Source organism: Tabrizicola sp. M-4, from assembly GCF_051132405.1.
Classification (GTDB): Bacteria; Pseudomonadota; Alphaproteobacteria; order Rhodobacterales; family Rhodobacteraceae; genus Paragemmobacter.
On the sequence record NZ_CP128606.1, the window covers coordinates 1,585,801 to 1,602,037 of the forward strand.

Annotated in this window: 9 protein-coding genes; 6 read left to right on the forward strand and 3 right to left on the reverse strand. The window is 64.1% G+C overall.

Annotated elements, in window-relative coordinates:
* Positions 1-65: 65 nt before the first annotated feature.
* The 3 genes from TabM4_RS07620 to TabM4_RS07630 form a co-directional block, all read right to left on the reverse strand.
* Positions 66-6,497 (reverse strand): Hint domain-containing protein, encoded by a 6,432-nt coding sequence (locus tag TabM4_RS07620; RefSeq protein ID WP_434620690.1) that lies wholly within the window; start codon positions 6,495-6,497, stop codon positions 66-68.
* Positions 6,498-7,963: 1,466 nt separating this feature from the next.
* Positions 7,964-8,722, reverse strand: a complete 759-nt coding sequence (gene modA / locus TabM4_RS07625; RefSeq protein ID WP_434620693.1) for a molybdate ABC transporter substrate-binding protein — start codon at positions 8,720-8,722, stop codon at positions 7,964-7,966.
* 64 nt (positions 8,723-8,786) lie between these two features.
* Entirely contained in the window at positions 8,787-9,152 is a 366-nt protein-coding gene (locus TabM4_RS07630) for a winged helix-turn-helix domain-containing protein (protein WP_434620696.1), read from the reverse strand.
* A gap of 203 nt (positions 9,153-9,355) precedes the next feature.
* Here TabM4_RS07630 and TabM4_RS07635 point away from each other — a divergent pair, with 203 nt between their 5' ends.
* The 6 genes from TabM4_RS07635 (at position 9,356) to TabM4_RS07660 (ending at position 16,229) form a co-directional block, all read left to right on the forward strand.
* On the forward strand, positions 9,356-10,297 hold the full coding sequence (locus TabM4_RS07635) for a helix-turn-helix domain-containing protein (RefSeq protein ID WP_434620698.1): 942 nt from the start codon (positions 9,356-9,358) through the stop codon (positions 10,295-10,297).
* A gap of 143 nt (positions 10,298-10,440) precedes the next feature.
* Positions 10,441-11,961 carry an acetaldehyde dehydrogenase ExaC gene (gene exaC, locus TabM4_RS07640; RefSeq protein ID WP_434620701.1) on the forward strand — a complete coding sequence of 507 codons (1,521 nt, stop codon included), beginning with the start codon at positions 10,441-10,443 and terminating at the stop codon, positions 11,959-11,961.
* Between the two features lie 140 nt (positions 11,962-12,101).
* Positions 12,102-13,049: a tagatose kinase gene (locus TabM4_RS07645; protein ID WP_434620704.1), complete on the forward strand. Its 948-nt coding sequence runs from the start codon at positions 12,102-12,104 to the stop codon at positions 13,047-13,049.
* Positions 13,049-14,311, forward strand: coding sequence for a D-tagatose-bisphosphate aldolase, class II, non-catalytic subunit (locus tag TabM4_RS07650; protein WP_434620707.1), 1,263 nt, complete (start codon positions 13,049-13,051; stop codon positions 14,309-14,311). Before TabM4_RS07645 ends, TabM4_RS07650 begins: the two co-directional genes overlap by 1 nt.
* A gap of 101 nt (positions 14,312-14,412) precedes the next feature.
* Complete coding sequence (locus tag TabM4_RS07655; RefSeq protein ID WP_434620710.1) at positions 14,413-15,471, forward strand: four-carbon acid sugar kinase family protein; 1,059 nt, start codon at positions 14,413-14,415, stop codon at positions 15,469-15,471.
* Positions 15,468-16,229 (forward strand): FadR/GntR family transcriptional regulator, encoded by a 762-nt coding sequence (locus TabM4_RS07660; RefSeq protein WP_434620713.1) that lies wholly within the window; start codon positions 15,468-15,470, stop codon positions 16,227-16,229. The genes TabM4_RS07655 and TabM4_RS07660 overlap by 4 nt, the downstream gene beginning before the upstream one ends.
* Positions 16,230-16,237 lie beyond the last annotated feature (8 nt).

Sequence of the window (16,237 nt, forward strand, 5' to 3'; positions counted from 1 at the left end):
GCAGAAAATGGGACGGGGCGGCCCGGTGGTGCTGGGCCGCCCCTCTATCTCGACTATGTTTGAGCCTATTCGGCTGCTCGCAACGGCGTCTGGTCTAGCAGCGTCTCGCGAGCGACGCGGGCCTCGGCGGCAGTCAGGCTGCGGCGTGCTGCCGGACCATAGGTTTCGAAGCCCAGCTCTTCCAGTTCCGGGAAGAGGGACAGGATCTCATGCCGTGCCGCTTCGGCAAGCGCGCCCCAACCGACGTGGCCGGGATGGAAGCTTTCCGATGGCGCGCCCTCCGCGAGAACGATTTCGTGCGCATCGAAGAGCATGTGGAAGTACTCCACCTCTGCGCGTTCCTCCTGTCGGATCGTCCGATCGTTGATGAGCATCTTGGCCGCGACCAGAACTTCGGCTTCGTCGAAGAGCAGTTCGGCCTGCCACCCGGAAAGCAGCATCCGGTGCTGTGGCGAGACAGCGAGGCGATGCGTGTTTCCGAGCGCGCCTTCCTCGATCACGATCGGGGCAAAGCGACCTTTGCCCGCGACGGTGCTGGACCCGATCCAGCGGATGGGCTGGTAGCCGTGATCGAGTGTCATCACCAGGTCGCCGGGATGAAGTTCCTCGATCCGGCGTTCGCCTTCTGCTGTGAGGATGCGTGTGCCGCGCACGAAGCAGACGACCGCCGTATTCTCGACGTTCAATTGGTTCGCTGCCACCGCAGACCCACCGTTTTGCAGGCGCAGGTTGGCCGCCCCTTGCAGCACGCCATCGGCCTGATCCGCACGCAGCCATTCCAGCGGGTTGGAATAGGTCGCGCCCGGATTGGCAAGGTTGTAGGCGGCAAGGGTCATGTCGTTGTAGAAGGCCGACAGATCGACGAAGTCATTGTCGTTCGTCGCGGCCCCCGGAGTGCCCTGGATTCCTGTAACCGCATCGAAGTCGGTGATCAGGTCGGCCCCCTGCGCGACGAAGACATCGGCACCGGAACCGCCGGTGAGCGTGTCGTTGCCCTCGCCGCCGCGCAATGTGTCATTGCCTGCATCGCCTTGAAGCGTGTCGTTCTCGGCCCCGCCATCAAGGAGGTCGTTGCCCTGACCGCCGATCAGCCGATCCGTTCCGATCCCGCCCGAAAGCGTGTCATCGTCGATGCCGCCATCCAGCACATCGTTTCCGTCTCCGCCAACGAGGCTATCATTGTCATCGAAGCCGAAGATGATGTCATCGCCTTCGCCGCCGAAGACAGTGTCGGCATTGTTGGTGGGCAGCGGGTCGGCCCCGGTCACATTGACCAGATCGGCAGGAGAGTCACCATCTGCGCCGCCGTAGAGAAGGTCGTTGCCCGCGTCGCCATAAATCAGGTCGCGACCCTCATCTCCGATCACAGTATCGTCGTTCTGGCCACCATAGACGGTATCGTTGTCGACACCGGCATCGATCGAGTCGTTCCCTGAGTCACCATAGACGAGGTCTGCGTCATCGCCGGTAAGGACCACGTCATTGCCCGCGCCGCCAAAGACCGTGTCGCGATCATCATTGGGGTCGGGATCGGAGAATGGACCGGCATCGTCCGGCGTCGCAGCGGTGGCGCGAGTATTGATGAAATCCGCCCCATCCCCACCGAAGGCAAGATCCCGCCCGTCGCCACCGACGATGCTGTCGCTGTCGCCTTCGCCCAGCAATTCATCATCGCCGGAATTGCCAAAGAGGCTGTCGGCACCTTCACCGCCGGAGAGGGTGTCTTCGCCGTCGTTCCCTTCGAGCGAGTCGGCACCTTCCCCCCCGAAGAGTTGGTCGTTGTTGGCTCCGCCGATGAGGGTGTCGTTATCGTCGCCGCCTTCCAGCGTGTCGTTCCCGGCCATGCCGGAGAGGGTGTCCTCACCGACCCCGCCGACGAGGCTGTCTTCGCCGATGCCGCCTGAGAGCACATCGTTGCCGAGTCCGCCGAAGATGTCGTCGTCGCCGGAGGCACCGTTCAAGTTGTCGTCGCCGCTGCCGCCGAACACGCTGTCATCACCCTGACCGGCGTTCACCGTGTCATTGCCGCCGCCGGCAAGAATCGTGTCGTCGAGGCCGTCCGTGCCGTCGATCTGGTCGCCCTGCGGATCGGTATAGCCGACGGGCATGTCGTCATTGCCGTCGGTACCATCGACAGTGCCATCGGCCGATAGGAGGACTGCCTCGATTTGGCTGAACTGGATCGTGACCGGCTGGTTCTGATCGTTAAGATAGGTGGCCGTCCCGGCTTCGGAGCGGGTGCCGTCCCATGTAGGATCGGTTTGGTCATAGGTGACAGTGACACCCGTCAGGCCGCGCAGATCAAGCACGTCGCCGATGCGACCCGACGGGTTGTTCGTCGGGTCGATAAGGGGTTCTTCTTCGGCCTCGCCACCCGTTACGATAACGGTGCCAGCCCCGGACAGGGTGGGATCAAAGCGGAATTCGTCATCCCCGGCCCCGCCGGTTGCCACATCGCCTGCGGCAAGGAGGAAGTCGTCATCCCCGGCTCCGCCCTGAAGCGAGTCATTTCCTGCACCGCCCACAAGCGTGTCGCTGCCATCACCGCCGAAAAGCGTGTCTGCACCGCCACCGCCGATCAGGCTGTCATTGCCATCCCCGCCGTCCAAGAGATCGTTGTCCGCCCCGCCGTCGAGCGTGTCGCGACCGTCGCCACCCGTCAGGCTGTCATTTCCGGCATTGCCGACAAGGCTGTCATTGCCGGTGCCGCCATCGACGTCCTCATTTCCGCCGCCACCGTTGACGGTGTCGTTGCCTGAACCCAGAAGGATGTTCTCGATTTCGGAGAAGGTGACCGTGCCGGATGCGCCGGTGATGGTACCTGCCTCGGGCTCGGAAAGGGTGACGGTGAGGTTCTCGGTGATTGGACGGGCGTCGATGGTGTCGCCGTTCACTTCGGAGGTTTCGCCGCCAACGATGCTGTCGGTTCCGAAACCGGACTCGATCAGAAGCGTGTCATCGCCGCCATCGCCGCGCATGGTGTCATTGCCGGCTCCACCTGCGAAAGTGTCATTGCCGCCCCCCCCAGAGAGGGAGTCATTGCCAGACCCCGCGATCACGCTGTCGTTGCCTGCCGCCCCGACAACCGTGTCATTGCCGGCGCCGAGTTGCAGCCGTTCGATCTCGGAGAAGGTCAGGCGGTCGCCGGTCGCGACTTCGGTCACGGTGCCGCTCTCGGGGGCCGTGAAGTCGACGTTCAGGCTTTGCGTGCTGCCGGAGAGATCGAGGAGGTCCCCCGTTGTCTCGTTGGCTTCACCGCCGACAACCACTTCGAGGTTCGTGTCGGGGGAGACGCCTACCCCGGTAAGGCTGCGTACATCGATCGGGCCTGAGGTGTAGACCCCCGAGCTGGCACCGTCGCTCTGGCCCACCCAGCTTACGGTGAAGGAGCCGTTGGTGGGGTTGTACAGAACATCCACCTGATCCCAGTCGAAGAAATCAAGGCCGGACAGGCCGGAGTCGGCAAGGGCCGAGGTGAGGGAGACATCTCCGGTGACGGGCTGACCGTCCTTGTCGAAGATGCGGAAATTCAGGCCCGTCGCCCCGCCGGAGAACTGGTCGCCATCGGCATAGACGGCGACGAAATAGCCACTGTCGCCCAAGGCCTCGATCACCGGGGGCCCCGCCCAGGGATGATCGGGCGAAACGGGGATCTGCACATCCGATACGATGGCCGCGCCGGTCGCGGAATCGAGGATGGTGAAGGTGGGAAGCGTCGTCGTGCCGGTGGCGTAGGTTTCGACATAGCCGATGACGACGCGGCCGCCGCCGATCTCGGTGATGGAGAGGTTCGGGTTGTCGAAGCCGTCGCTGCCATCGACGGCGGTGTTGCCAACGCGGATATCGCCGGTGGCGGGCGTGCCGTTGGCGTTGAAGATCCGCGCCTCGATCGTCATGGTGTTCGAGTCGTCTGAGTAGCCGTCATTCGCCCAGGTCGCCATCCAGCGGCCATCGGAGAGGGCGGTGATCTGGGCCGGGGATTCCCAGACGGTGAGTTGGGATTCGTTGTCGTTGCCCTCGACCTCTGTCGTGCCGAAGACGGTGTTCCCGTTCTGGTCAAGCACGGTGTAGACGGGTTCGTTGAAGCCCGTCTCGGCATTGGAGCGGGCCCAGGTGACCACGATGTTGCCGCCCGCAAGCTGTGTGACGTTCAGGTTGGGGACATCGGCGCTGTCGGTGCCGTCGACGGCCACATCGCCGATGCGGAACTCGGTCGAGATGAAGGTGCCGGTCGTGGGGTTGAAGATGCGCCCCTGCAGGGTCATCGTGGTGATGTCGTCGAGAGTGGCGTTCTTGGACCAGGCGAAGAAGATGTTGCCGTTGTCCAGCACGGTTGTGACCGGCGGGCTTTCGAAGGCCGTGGTGTCGTTGGACTGGATCTCGGTGGTCGGGGTGACGACGTTCAGCGCGTTTGCCGTGGGCTCGAGGATGGCGAAGACCGGTTCGTCGCTGCCGCTCTCGGCGGTGTTGCGGACCCAGCTGATGACGACATTGCCATCCTGCGCGCGGTCGAGGTCAAGGTTGTCCCAGTCATAGCCGTCGAAGCCGTCGATCGCGCCGAGGGCGCCCAAACTGATCTGCCCCGTCGCCGGGCTTCCGTCGGCGTTGAAGATGCGCGCCTGCAGTTCCATCGTCTGCAGGTCGTCGAAGATGGCGTCATTGGCCCAGACATGCAGGATGCGGCCATCCTCCAGCAGCAGAAGCTTCGGCGGGGACTGGAAGCCCCCGGTCGAGGTGTTGACTGCGGTCGGTACGGGGATGTTGGTGTCGTCGAAGGCTGGGCCGCCGGTGGGAAGGTCGGACGTATTGTCGATGTCGGTAAGGACGATGCGGTCGTCGCCTGCGCCGCCGAAGATGGTGTCGGCCCCCGCTCCGGCGGTAATCGTGTCGTTTCCTGCGCCCGCAAGAACGGTATCGGAAAGGCCATCGGTGCCATCGATCTGATCACCGTCAGCATCCACATAGCCGACCCCGATGGACTCGGCCGCGTCCGTACCGTCGACGGGACCGGGGCCATTGCCCGTGAGGGTGCTGACATCGATCGGGCCCGAGGTGTAGACCCCCGTGCTGGCACCGTCGCTCTGGCCTACCCAGCTTACGGTGAAGGAGCCGTTGGTGGGGTTGTACAGAACATCCACCTGATCCCAGTCGAAGAAGTCGAGGCCGGACAGGCCGGATGCGGAGTTTGCCGAGGTCAGCGGTACCTCGCCGCTGACCGGTTGGCCGTCATTATCGAAGACGCGGTAATTCAGGCCCGTCGCCCCGCCGGAGAACTGATTGCCATCGGCATAGACGGCGACGAAATAGCCACTGTCGCCCAAGGCCTCGATCACCGGGGGGCCCGCCCAGGGATGATCGGGCGAAACGGGGATCTGCACATCCGACACGATGGCCGCGCCGGTCGCGGAATCGAGGATGGTGAAGGTGGGAAGCGTCGTCGTGCCGGTGGCGTAGGTTTCGACATAGCCGATGACGACGCGGCCACCGCCGATCTCGGTGATGGAGAGGTTCGGGTTGTCGAAGCCGTCGCTGCCATCGACGGCGGTGTTGCCAACGCGGATATCGCCGGTGGCGGGCGTGCCGTTGGCGTTGAAGATCCGCGCCTCGATCGTCATGGTGTTCGAGTCGTCGGAGTAGCCGTCATTCGCCCAGGTCGCCATCCAGCGGCCATCGGAGAGGGCGGTGATCTGGGCCGGGGATTCCCAGACGGTGAGTTGGGATTCGTTGTCGTTGCCCTCGACCTCTGTCGTGCCGAAGACGGTGTTCCCGTTCTGGTCAAGCACGGTGTAGACGGGTTCGTTGAAGCCCGTCTCGGCATTGGAGCGGGCCCAGGTGACCACGATGTTGCCGCCCGCAAGCTGTGTGACGTTCAGGTTGGGGACATCGGCGCTGTCGGTGCCGTCGACGGCCACATCGCCGATGCGGAACTCGGTCGAGATGAAGGTGCCGGTCGTGGGGTTGAAGATGCGCCCCTGCAGGGTCATCGTGGTGATGTCGTCGAGAGTGGCGTTCTTGGACCAGGCGAAGAAGATGTTGCCGTTGTCCAGCACGGTTGTGACCGGCGGGCTTTCGAAGGCCGTGGTGTCGTTGGACTGGATCTCGGTGGTCGGGGTGACGACGTTCAGCGCGTTTGCCGTGGGCTCGAGGATGGCGAAGACCGGTTCGTCGCTGCCGCTCTCGGCGGTGTTGCGGACCCAGCTGATGACGACATTGCCATCCTGCGCGCGGTCGAGGTCAAGGTTGTCCCAGTCATAGCCGTCGAAGCCGTCGATCGCGCCGAGGGCGCCCAAACTGATCTGCCCCGTCGCCGGGCTTCCGTCGGCGTTGAAGATGCGCGCCTGCAGTTCCATCGTCTGCAGGTCGTCGAAGATGGCGTCATTGGCCCAGACATGCAGGATGCGGCCATCCTCCAGCAGCAGAAGCTTCGGCGGGGACTGGAAGCCCCCGGTCGAGGTGTTGACCTGATCTGCGTCGGCGGGGGTGATGGGAAGGGTCATTGGGAGGTACTCCTGTGTCGCGCTTGCGGCCAATACCGGGCGGGTCAGATCATTGGGTCAGGGTGGCGTGGGTGGCGGTTCCGGTCGTACCGGGAAGGCAGCGGCGTATTGCAGGCTCGCTGTCTTTGGGCCCAACAGGTCTTGGGCCGGATCGATTCACCACGGGGTGCAACGGGGGGAAGGCGAACAGTCTGACCATAGGGATACTCGTGAACATGCAGGGGGTCGGCGCGTTCCGACCCTGGGGGGCTGATTGGCAAGGGACCCCGGTTGGCGGGGGCCGATGCCCGGTTCCATGACCTTCTGTCAGGGAAGAGTGGGCAGTCGATGACGTTGGACCGCGCGTTCTGCGCGGTTTCGCCAAGGCGGCGGGTTCGCCGAACGGCGCGTGTTGGGTATGGAGTGCGACATGGCAGTGTGCCTCAACCTATCAACTCGAACACAGTGCGAGGCGCTTTGATCAGGCCCCCCACCCACGAACCCGCTGGCGGTGGACCGCCACGCGGGAGGGAGACGGTGCCAAAGCCCCCACTCGGCACCTTCTCCTACGCCACCAGCCCATGAGGGATGGCGGGCCTTGTGCGAAGAGCTTCCGCCCTTGCCATCATTCCTTGCGCTGCCCTGACGAGCCTTCGCGGAAGAGATGGCCAGACCCGCCGGGTCGGGGCATGCGCTTTTCGCCCTGTCCGTGTCCGGCCCTGTTTCCGCCCACGGCCTGCGCTTCGGTGCCCCCATCCGTGCGGATCGGTCCGCCGGAATGCCGGACCAACCTTCACAGTACACCTTGCGCCGCATGGGGCAGGAATGTCGCCCGATACAGACAGAGGGACAGTATCAATACTTTTGAAACTTCTGGGACCTGTCCGGGCCCCAGACCCCATAAGAAACCGCAAGAAAGTCGGGAGTTGCGCTTTGCGTCTGCTGACAGGCGTGTCCCGCGCTGGTTGTCGCCGGTAGAGGCTGATTGGCGCAGAGAGATTGTTTCCGACCGACACGTATCGGCGATCCGGCGAAAGGCAGGCGCGGATTGTCGTTTGCTTTGGCGGCGAATGGCCATTCACGACAGGCTTGGCGCCGATGCGGTGGTCCGGCATGCTGTTATCAAGGGCGAAAGGCCGATCATGGCGCAGGCGATCAACGGCCCCGTTGATAACCCGTGGTTGCATTAACTTCCGATGTTGCGCGCTAAGGTTCTCTGGGGGGCGACTGTTTCCAGAAAGTCGTCGTGCGAAGGGCTGGGAGTGATCGGGAAGTTCATCAGCGATTCGGAAGGATTGCGCCGATGTGAACAGCGATCTCCGTTCGAACGCTGGTGCTCGGGGCGTTTATGCAGGTGCGCTTCCCGATGGAGGCGTCAGACTTTCGCTGTTCACGCCGGAGGTCGGCCATGGCCAAGATGCCGTGACCGGTGCATTCCCGCTGTCGAAACGCGAAGGGCAGCCGCAGCTTGCCTATGCCGTGACAGCTCATTCGAGAATGACAAAGCCTTGCGCCGCGAATTCTGCGTCGCCCCTGTCAGAAGTGATTGCTTCGAAGAAGGCCCGGTCGGACGGGTCTGCCGCATTGGTCAGGACTGCGCCGGGATAGACGATTGGCGCGTGGCTGCTGGTGGGAAATTTGCCGACGACCGTCACGCCCGCTTCGGAGATCGCGTCCGAGGCATAGACGATACCAAAAGGGGCCTCTCCGGTGGCCACCAATGCCAGCGCGGCACGGACATTCTCGGATTGTGCGACCGAGGCTTCGATGCTTGACCAGATGCCGAGGTTTTCCAGCGCTTCTTTGCCGTACTGACCGGCGGGCACGGCATCGACCATGGCCATCGACAGCTTTCCTTCGCCGACAAGGCCCGCAAGATCGAAACCGGGCACGATCTCCACAGGGTTTGCGGCGATCCCATGAGCGACGAGGACGAGCGCGTTGCCGAACATGTCCTTGCGGCTCTGATCGGCGATGAGGCCGGCTTTCTCGACCTCATCCATCCAGTTCTCGGCAGCGGAAAGGAAGATTTCCGCCGGTGCGCCTTCGATGATCTGCTTGGCGAGGGCGTTGGAGCCGCCATAGCTGATCGTCACGGTTTTGCCGGTTCTGGCTTGGAAATCCGCTGCTACGGCGTCAAGGGCGTTCTTCATGGATGCGGCGGCGAAGACAACGACCTCCTCTGCGGTGCCCGGCGTCGCCAGGGCCAGGCCTAGCGCGGTTGCAAGAGTGACAGGGCGCAGCATCGAGATCTCCGATCGATATGTTTGTCGAAACATATTGCGCGGATTACGCCTGTGCAGGCAAGCGTTATTGTTCCTTGGCTATATCGCCTGATTGGGGTGTCTGCAGCATCGCCTCGAGTGTGGAGACGCTTTCCGCCGTGGCTGCCTGCGCGCTCACGACGATCTGGCCATAGAGCGCAAGGACGCGCGTGCCCGCCTCGGTCAATTGCGCGCCGCCCCCGCCGGGGCCGCCGCGCGCACTGGTGACTAGGGGGTCGCGGAATGCCGCGTTCATTTCTTCGACCAACGACCATGCTCGCTTGTAGCTCATATCCATCCGGCGTCCTGCGGCGGCGATAGAGCCGGTTTCGCGGATATGTTCCAGAAGTTCCGCCTTGCCGGGGCCAAGCATCGCGCCATCGAACAGGATCCGCAGGCGAAGTCGGGTCATCGGGGTGCCTTTCACAGTGACATGTGATCTTTCCGCGCCGGGGGCGATGGTGGCAAGGATGCTTTTGCCCGCGTGACCGGACGCGGGGCGGACCTACGCCTAATGTCGCGTTGCGGCATCCGGGGCTATGCGGTCTGCTGTGGCGGACATTCGCATCGGCATCCCAGCCGATGAGGTGTTCTACGCGTGGTCTGGAGGGCGGAATGCCGACACCTGTTGCACAGCATGTTTCGCGTATCGAAGCGGCGATCACGGCCGGGATGGCCGTGAAATCGGCGATTGCGGCAAGCTGGGCACGCTCGGCGCAGCTTTATCGTCTGGATCCGTCTTCACGTCGGGCGGAGAGCCGGATCACCGAAGCGGAGCTCTCGCTTGCGCGGGAGCGGATGGGGGCCCTGCTTCCGGCTGCGGCACCGCATCTCGACCGCCTGTTCCAGATGGTCGGCGGGCTTGGGGCCTGCATCGTGCTGGCCGACCCGCAGGGCGTGGCCGTGGATCGGCGCGGGGCGGCGGCGGATGACCGTGACTTTGCGGGTGCGGGGCTCTGGACGGGGACCGTCTGGGCCGAGGCGAATGTCGGGACGAATGGGATCGGCACCTGCCTCGCCGAAGGGCGGGCGGTGACGATCCATCGCGATCAGCATTTCCTTGCCCGCAACATCGGGCTGAGCTGTTCCTCGGCCCCGGTCCATGGGCCGGACGGGCGGCTTGCGGCGGTGATCGATGTTTCGACGGCGCGCTCCGATGTGGCGGATGCGGTTGCGGGGCTGATCGGGGGGACCGTGGCAGAGGTGGCTCGCAAAGTGGAGGCGGACCTGTTCCATTTGGAGTTCCCGCGGACGCGCATCCTTCTGGTGCCGGGGCTTGACCGTGGTCTGGGCGCGCTATTGGCCGTGGATGCCGATGATCTGGTGATCGGCGCTACACGGGCGGCGCGGCAGCATTTTGGGTTGGTCGGGAATCTGGTTGAAACGCCTAGGCTTGTGACGGATCTTCTTGGGCTGGAGGGAAATGACAGCCTTGATGAGGCAGAGCGGGCCGTCCTGACGCGGGCCTTGGTGCGGTCGGAAGGGAATGTCTCAGTGGCGGCGCGGGCACTTGGGCTGAGCCGGGCGACCATGCATCGGAAACTGGGTCGCCGCTGAGCGTGTTTTGCCTCGGCGACCTGTCGCAGTTCTGAGACAGATCAAGCCGGGCCAATGCCCGCTCCCGGATGTGCGACTCGGATTTTAGGCGCAGGGTTCCTTCGAGGCCGCGAGGGGGCGGCCATTTCCGGAGGAAGAAACCCATGAACGAGATGACCCAGCAGGCCGGCCTCATCGCTTCGCCTTTCAAGACCCGTTATGACAACTTCATCGGTGGCAAGTTCGTGCCGCCGGTCAGCGGTCGCTACTTTGACAACGTCACGCCGATCACCGGGGCCAAGATCTGCGAGATCGCGCGGTCCGACGCGGCGGATATCGCGCTGGCACTGGATGCCGCCCATGCCGCCAAGGAGGCATGGGGCAAGACGAGTGCGGCGCATCGGTCGAACATCCTGCTGAAGATCGCGGATCGGATCGAAGAGAACCTAGACCTCATCGCCACCGCCGAGACATGGGACAACGGAAAGCCGATCCGTGAGACGGTCAATGCCGACATTCCCCTTTCGGTGGATCATTTCCGTTACTTCGCCGGTGTCCTGCGCAGTCAGGAAGGCACGATGTCAGAGATCGACCATGACACCGTTGCCTATCATTTCCACGAACCGCTTGGCGTCGTTGGCCAGATCATCCCGTGGAATTTCTCCATCCTGATGGCAGCTTGGAAACTGGCGCCGGCGCTGGCGGCGGGGAATTGCATCGTGATGAAGCCTGCGGAACAGACGCCCGCAGCCATCATGGTGCTGGTGGAACTGATCGCCGACCTGTTGCCTGCGGGTGTTCTGAACATCGTGAACGGCTTTGGGGCCGAGGCCGGGGATGCGCTGGTCCGGTCTGGCCGGATCGCGAAGATCGCCTTCACCGGTTCGACTGCCACGGGCCGCAAGGTGGCCGAAGGGGCGGTGGCAAGCCTGATTCCCTTCACGCTGGAACTGGGTGGCAAGTCGCCCAACATCTTCTTTTCGGATATTATGGCGGCGGATGATGCCTTCCTCGACAAGGCGGTGGAGGGGTTCGTCCTCTTTGCCTTCAATCAGGGCGAGGTCTGCACCTGCCCGTCGCGCGCCCTGATCCAGGAAGATATCTATGAGGAATTCATTGCGCGCTGCATCGCACGGGTGAAAGCCATCAAGCAGGGCGATCCGCGCGACATGTCCACTATGGTGGGTGCGCAGGCCAGCAAGCAGCAGCATGACAAGATCATGTCCTATTTCACCATCGGCCGCGAAGAGGGGGCCGAGGTTCTGGTGGGCGGGGATGCCGCGCGGTTCAATGGTGATCTGGCGCAGGGCTACTATATCCAGCCCACGATCCTGAAGGGTCACAACAAGATGCGGGTCTTCCAAGAGGAGATCTTCGGCCCCGTGGTCAGCGTGACCACCTTCAAGACTGAGGAAGAGGCCCTGCAGATCGCCAATGACACCATGTACGGCCTTGGTGCGGGGGTCTGGACGCGTGACGGGACCCGGGCCTATCGCTTTGGCCGCAACATCGAGGCGGGGCGTGTCTGGGTGAACAACTACCATGCCTATCCAGCCCATGCGGCCTTCGGTGGTTACAAGCAGTCGGGCATCGGGCGCGAAACACACAAGATGATGCTGGATCACTATCAACAGACCAAGAACATGCTGGTCAGCTACAACCCCAACAAGCTGGGCTTCTTCTGAGGGCTTCGCCCCGGAAGATCGGGCAGGGGCGCGGGCAATCCGCGCCCTTTGCTTTTGCGGGATTTTCGTTTCATCGTATGGCCTTGCGCCAGAGGAGTGGCTATCCCTTCTTCGGGCGGAGCGCAAAAGGGGAGGGGGCCGTGAAGAAGATCGTCGTGGCCGGGGAGATACTGGTCGAGATCATGGCCGACAGTCCGGGTGATGGGTTCCGCGTGCCTATAGCCCTGACCGGCCCCTTTCCGTCTGGTGCGCCTGCGATCTTCATCGATCAGGTGGCGCGGATGGGGCAGCCCTGCGGGATGATCTCGATGGTGGGCGATGACGATTTCGGGCGGGTGAACCTTGATCGGCTGGCGGCGGACGGGGTGGACGTGTCGGCCATCGGCATCGATCCCGACCGTCCGACCGGCAGCGCCTTTGTGCGCTATCGCCCGGATGGCGCGCGGGATTTCGTTTTCAACATCCGCCACAGCGCCTGCGGTGCCTTGCCGAAGGGGGCGGCGGTGGAGGCCTTGCTGAATGCGGCCGATCATCTGCATGTCATGGGATCGTCCTTGTCCAGCCCGGACATCATCGCCTTCAACATCGCGGCGGCGCGTGCTGTGCGGGCGCGGGGGGGCACGGTTTCCTTCGATCCGAACCTGCGCAAGGAGATCCTCGGTGCGCGCGGTGTGGCCGAAGCGATGCGCAGCGTGCTGTCCTTGACCGACCTCTTCCTTCCCAGCGGGGAGGAAATCATGCTTCTGACCGCGGCGCAGACGTCCGAGGGTGCTGTGGAGGAATTGCTCGCCAGCGGCATCCGCGCCGTGGTGCATAAGCAGGGCGCGGCCGGAGTGACATACCATGACGCAACGGGGCGCCGCTTTGTTCCCGCCTTCCGGGTGGACGAGATCGATCCCACGGGGGCAGGGGATTGTTTCGGTGGGGCCTTCGTTGCGCTTTGGCTGCGGGGTGAGGGTATCGAACGCGCTCTGACGCTGGCGGCGGCGGCGGGGGCACTTGCGGTGACCAAGCGGGGGCCGATGGAAGGCGCCGCGCATCTGGAGGAGATCGCGGCCTTCGCCACTGCGCAGGGGAGGGCTGTCTGATGGTGCAGGCCTTGCAGGAGATCGTCGCGGCACGGCGTCAGGGGCGGCGTGCGGGGATCACATCGGTCTGTTCGGCGCATCCCGTGGTGATCGAGGCCACGTTGCGTCATGGGCTTTCCCGGCAAGGGCCGGTCCTGATCGAGGCGACCTGCAATCAGGTCAATCAGGAGGGGGGCTATACCGGCATGACCCCGGCAGACTTCCGGGATTTCGTCCTGACCATCGCTGCCCGCGTGGGATTTCCGGCGGAGCGCATCATTTTGGGCGGGGATCATCTGGGGCCGAACCCGTGGCGGCATCTGCCCGCGGATGAGGCCATGGCCAAGGCGGAGGCGATGATCGCGCAGTTCGCGGCGGCTGGGTTTGGCAAGCTGCATCTTGATACGTCCATGGGCTGTCTGGGGGAGCCGGACGCATTGACTGATGGTGTGACGGCAGATCGTGCGGCGCGTCTGGCCGCCGTCGCGGAGGCCCATGCTCCAACGGGTCATGCGCCGGTCTATGTCATCGGGACGGAGGTGCCGGTTCCGGGCGGGGCGACCGAGGCGCTGGATCATCTGCAGATCACCAAGGCGGAAGCCGTTGCCGCAACCTGTGCGGTCCACAAGGTGGCTTTTGCGCGCGCCGGGAAGACGGCCGCCTTTGAGCGGGTCATTGCATTGGTGGTGCAGCCCGGCGTGGAATTCGGGCATGATGCCGTGATCCCCTATGCCCCTGAAAAGGCGCGGGACCTTTCGTCGGCGCTGGGCGGGCTGCCTTCGGTCGTGTTCGAGGCGCATTCGACGGATTATCAGAGTGCTGCCGCCCTGCGGCATCTGGTCAGCGATGGCTTTGCCATTCTGAAGGTGGGCCCGTGGTTGACCTTCGCTCTGCGCGAGGCGCTGTATGGTCTGGACGCGATTGCCGATGTTCTGGAGGGCCAACCGCCGCGACACGGCCTGATGCGACGGATGGAAGCCCTGATGCAGGCCAAGCCTGCGCATTGGCTGCGGCACTATCAGGGGAACGCGCGGGACCTTTGGGTGCAGCGGCATTTCAGCTATTCCGACCGTATCCGGTATTACTGGCCGGAGCCGGAGGCGGAGGCCGCGGTGCTGGAGGTTGAAGCCCGACTTGCCGGACGCAGGATTCCGGTGCCGCTGTTGCGACAGTACGTTCCATGCGTTTCCGCATGGGATGAGGGTGGGGACGGGTTCCACGAAGTCTTGTTGCGGGCGGTGGCGGCGGTACTGGACGTCTATCGCAGTGCTACAGAGGGTTGAGACAGGCTGGAACGCAGCCCGGGTCTTGAAGGTGTGTTTTACAAATTGTTTGCAACTTTACAGGCTATCGGATTAAGTCGAGCTCTGAGGAGTTGCCCCGAATGCCGGTCCCGCAGGTTGCATTGGTATCCGACGATCTGACAGGCGCGCTGGATGCCGCCGCTCCTTTCGTTGCGGTCGGCAAACACTGCGTCGTCGCGACGGAACCTGCTGCCTTGCCAGCGGCGCTGGCGGCGGGCGCCGAGGTGGTGGCCGTTTCGCTGAACAGCCGTGAGGGGACGGCGGAAGAGGCGGCCCGGAGGGTTCATGAGGCGGCCGGGACGCTTGCAGGGGTTCCGCTGCTGTTCAAGAAGATCGACAGCCGGATGAAAGGCCATGTCGCGTGCGAGGTGCGGGAACTTGCCTTGGCGCGCGGGATGCGGCGTGTTGTGCTGTGCCCGGCCATACCGGAATTCGGGCGGTTGGTGGAGGCGGGGCAGGTGATCGGCCATGGTCTGGCCGAGCCGCTGCCGGTTGCGGTGGATTGCGGTGCGGGGATCGCTGTTGCTGTCGCGGATGCGAGGACGGATGCTGATCTGGACCGCATCGTCGCGCAAGGTGGCGATGCCCTGTTGGCCGGGGCGCGTGGCTTGGCGGCTGCGCTGGCGCGCAAGGTAACGGGGGCGGACGGACCCAAATTGGCGGCCTCAAGACTGGAGCCGCCCTGCACCTTCGTGATCGGATCGCAGGACCCGATCACGCTGGAACAGGTTGCTCGGTTGAGGCAGGCGTTGCCTGCGGCAGTCTGGATCCCCGCCCCGGACGGGATGGCCCGGGTTACAGGTCCGCTTACGGATGTGGTGATCCTTCAGGCGGTCCCCGGTACCGGGGCGGAAGGTGCAACGGTTGCGGCGCGGCTGGCCGAGAGCGTCGCGAGGGATTTCGTGAATGGGCGAAGGACGCTGCTTTTCACCGGGGGCGAGACGGCTGCCGCCTGCCTGCGGGCAATGGGCGTGGGCGTTCTGAAACTTGTCGGCGAAGTCCATCCCGGAATGCCGATCAGCCTTGCGCTGGATTTTCCGGGAGCGCTCCATATTGTCACCAAATCGGGCGGTTTCGGGCATCCCGACTGCCTTGCCAATCTTCTGAGGGACCCGTGCAACGAGAGAATCGGCTCATGACGCCCGCGAACGCCATCAGGAAGGACAGGCAGGCAGGCAGCGGGGCAGAGCGGCCGAAGTCAATGCTCTTGGCCGATGTGGTGCATGATCGCTTGCGCCGCGCCATCCTGAACGGGGATTTCGGTCCCGAGGAACGCTTGCCGGGCGAGAACCTTCTGGCCGAACAGCATCAGGTTTCGCGGCCCGTGGTGCGGGCTGCCCTGATGCGGTTGCGCGAGGAGGGGCTGATCACGTCGCGTCAGGGGGCGGGGAGTTTCGTGAACGTGCCGGTTGCGCCCAAGCCTCTTGCCTTTCAGCCGCTGGAGACGATTGCCGATCTGCAGCGCTGCTATGAATTCCGCCTGACGATCGAACCGGCGGCGGCGGCGTTGGCGGCACTCCGGCGAGGGGACCGGCAGCTTGCCGAGATCGCGACCAGCCTGCAGATCATGCGCGATGCGACCGAGCGGCGGAGCCACCGCGAGGATGCGGATTTCGATTTCCATCTGGCGATCACGACGGCGGCGAACAACCAGTATTTCGAAACCTCGATGCGGGCGCTGCGCGAACATATTGCGGTCGGGATGAAGTTCCACGGCCTGTCGCTTCAGACGGTGCGGGGCGGTCTTGACCACGTGCTGGAAGAGCATTCTGCCATCCATCAGGCCATCGCCAATGGCGAGCCGGAGCGGGCGCGCGAGGCCATGCTGACCCATATCACCGGATCGCGGGACCGGCTGTTCGAGGGGCGTCTGCTGGATCTGTCGTCGCGCGGATAGGCGGCCCG

Bases quoted from the DNA above. Each gene is read 5' to 3' on its own strand.
- TabM4_RS07620 (WP_434620690.1), bottom strand. From the start codon at position 6,497: ATGACCCTTCCCATCACCCCCGCCGACGCAGATCAGGTCAACACCTCG.
- modA (WP_434620693.1), bottom strand. From the start codon at position 8,722: ATGCTGCGCCCTGTCACTCTTGCAACCGCGCTAGGCCTGGCCCTGGCG.
- TabM4_RS07630 (WP_434620696.1), bottom strand. From the start codon at position 9,152: ATGACCCGACTTCGCCTGCGGATCCTGTTCGATGGCGCGATGCTTGGC.
- TabM4_RS07635 (WP_434620698.1), top strand. From the start codon at position 9,356: ATGCCGACACCTGTTGCACAGCATGTTTCGCGTATCGAAGCGGCGATC.
- exaC (WP_434620701.1), top strand. From the start codon at position 10,441: ATGAACGAGATGACCCAGCAGGCCGGCCTCATCGCTTCGCCTTTCAAG.
- TabM4_RS07650 (WP_434620707.1), top strand. From the start codon at position 13,049: ATGGTGCAGGCCTTGCAGGAGATCGTCGCGGCACGGCGTCAGGGGCGG.
- TabM4_RS07655 (WP_434620710.1), top strand. From the start codon at position 14,413: ATGCCGGTCCCGCAGGTTGCATTGGTATCCGACGATCTGACAGGCGCG.
- TabM4_RS07660 (WP_434620713.1), top strand. From the start codon at position 15,468: ATGACGCCCGCGAACGCCATCAGGAAGGACAGGCAGGCAGGCAGCGGG.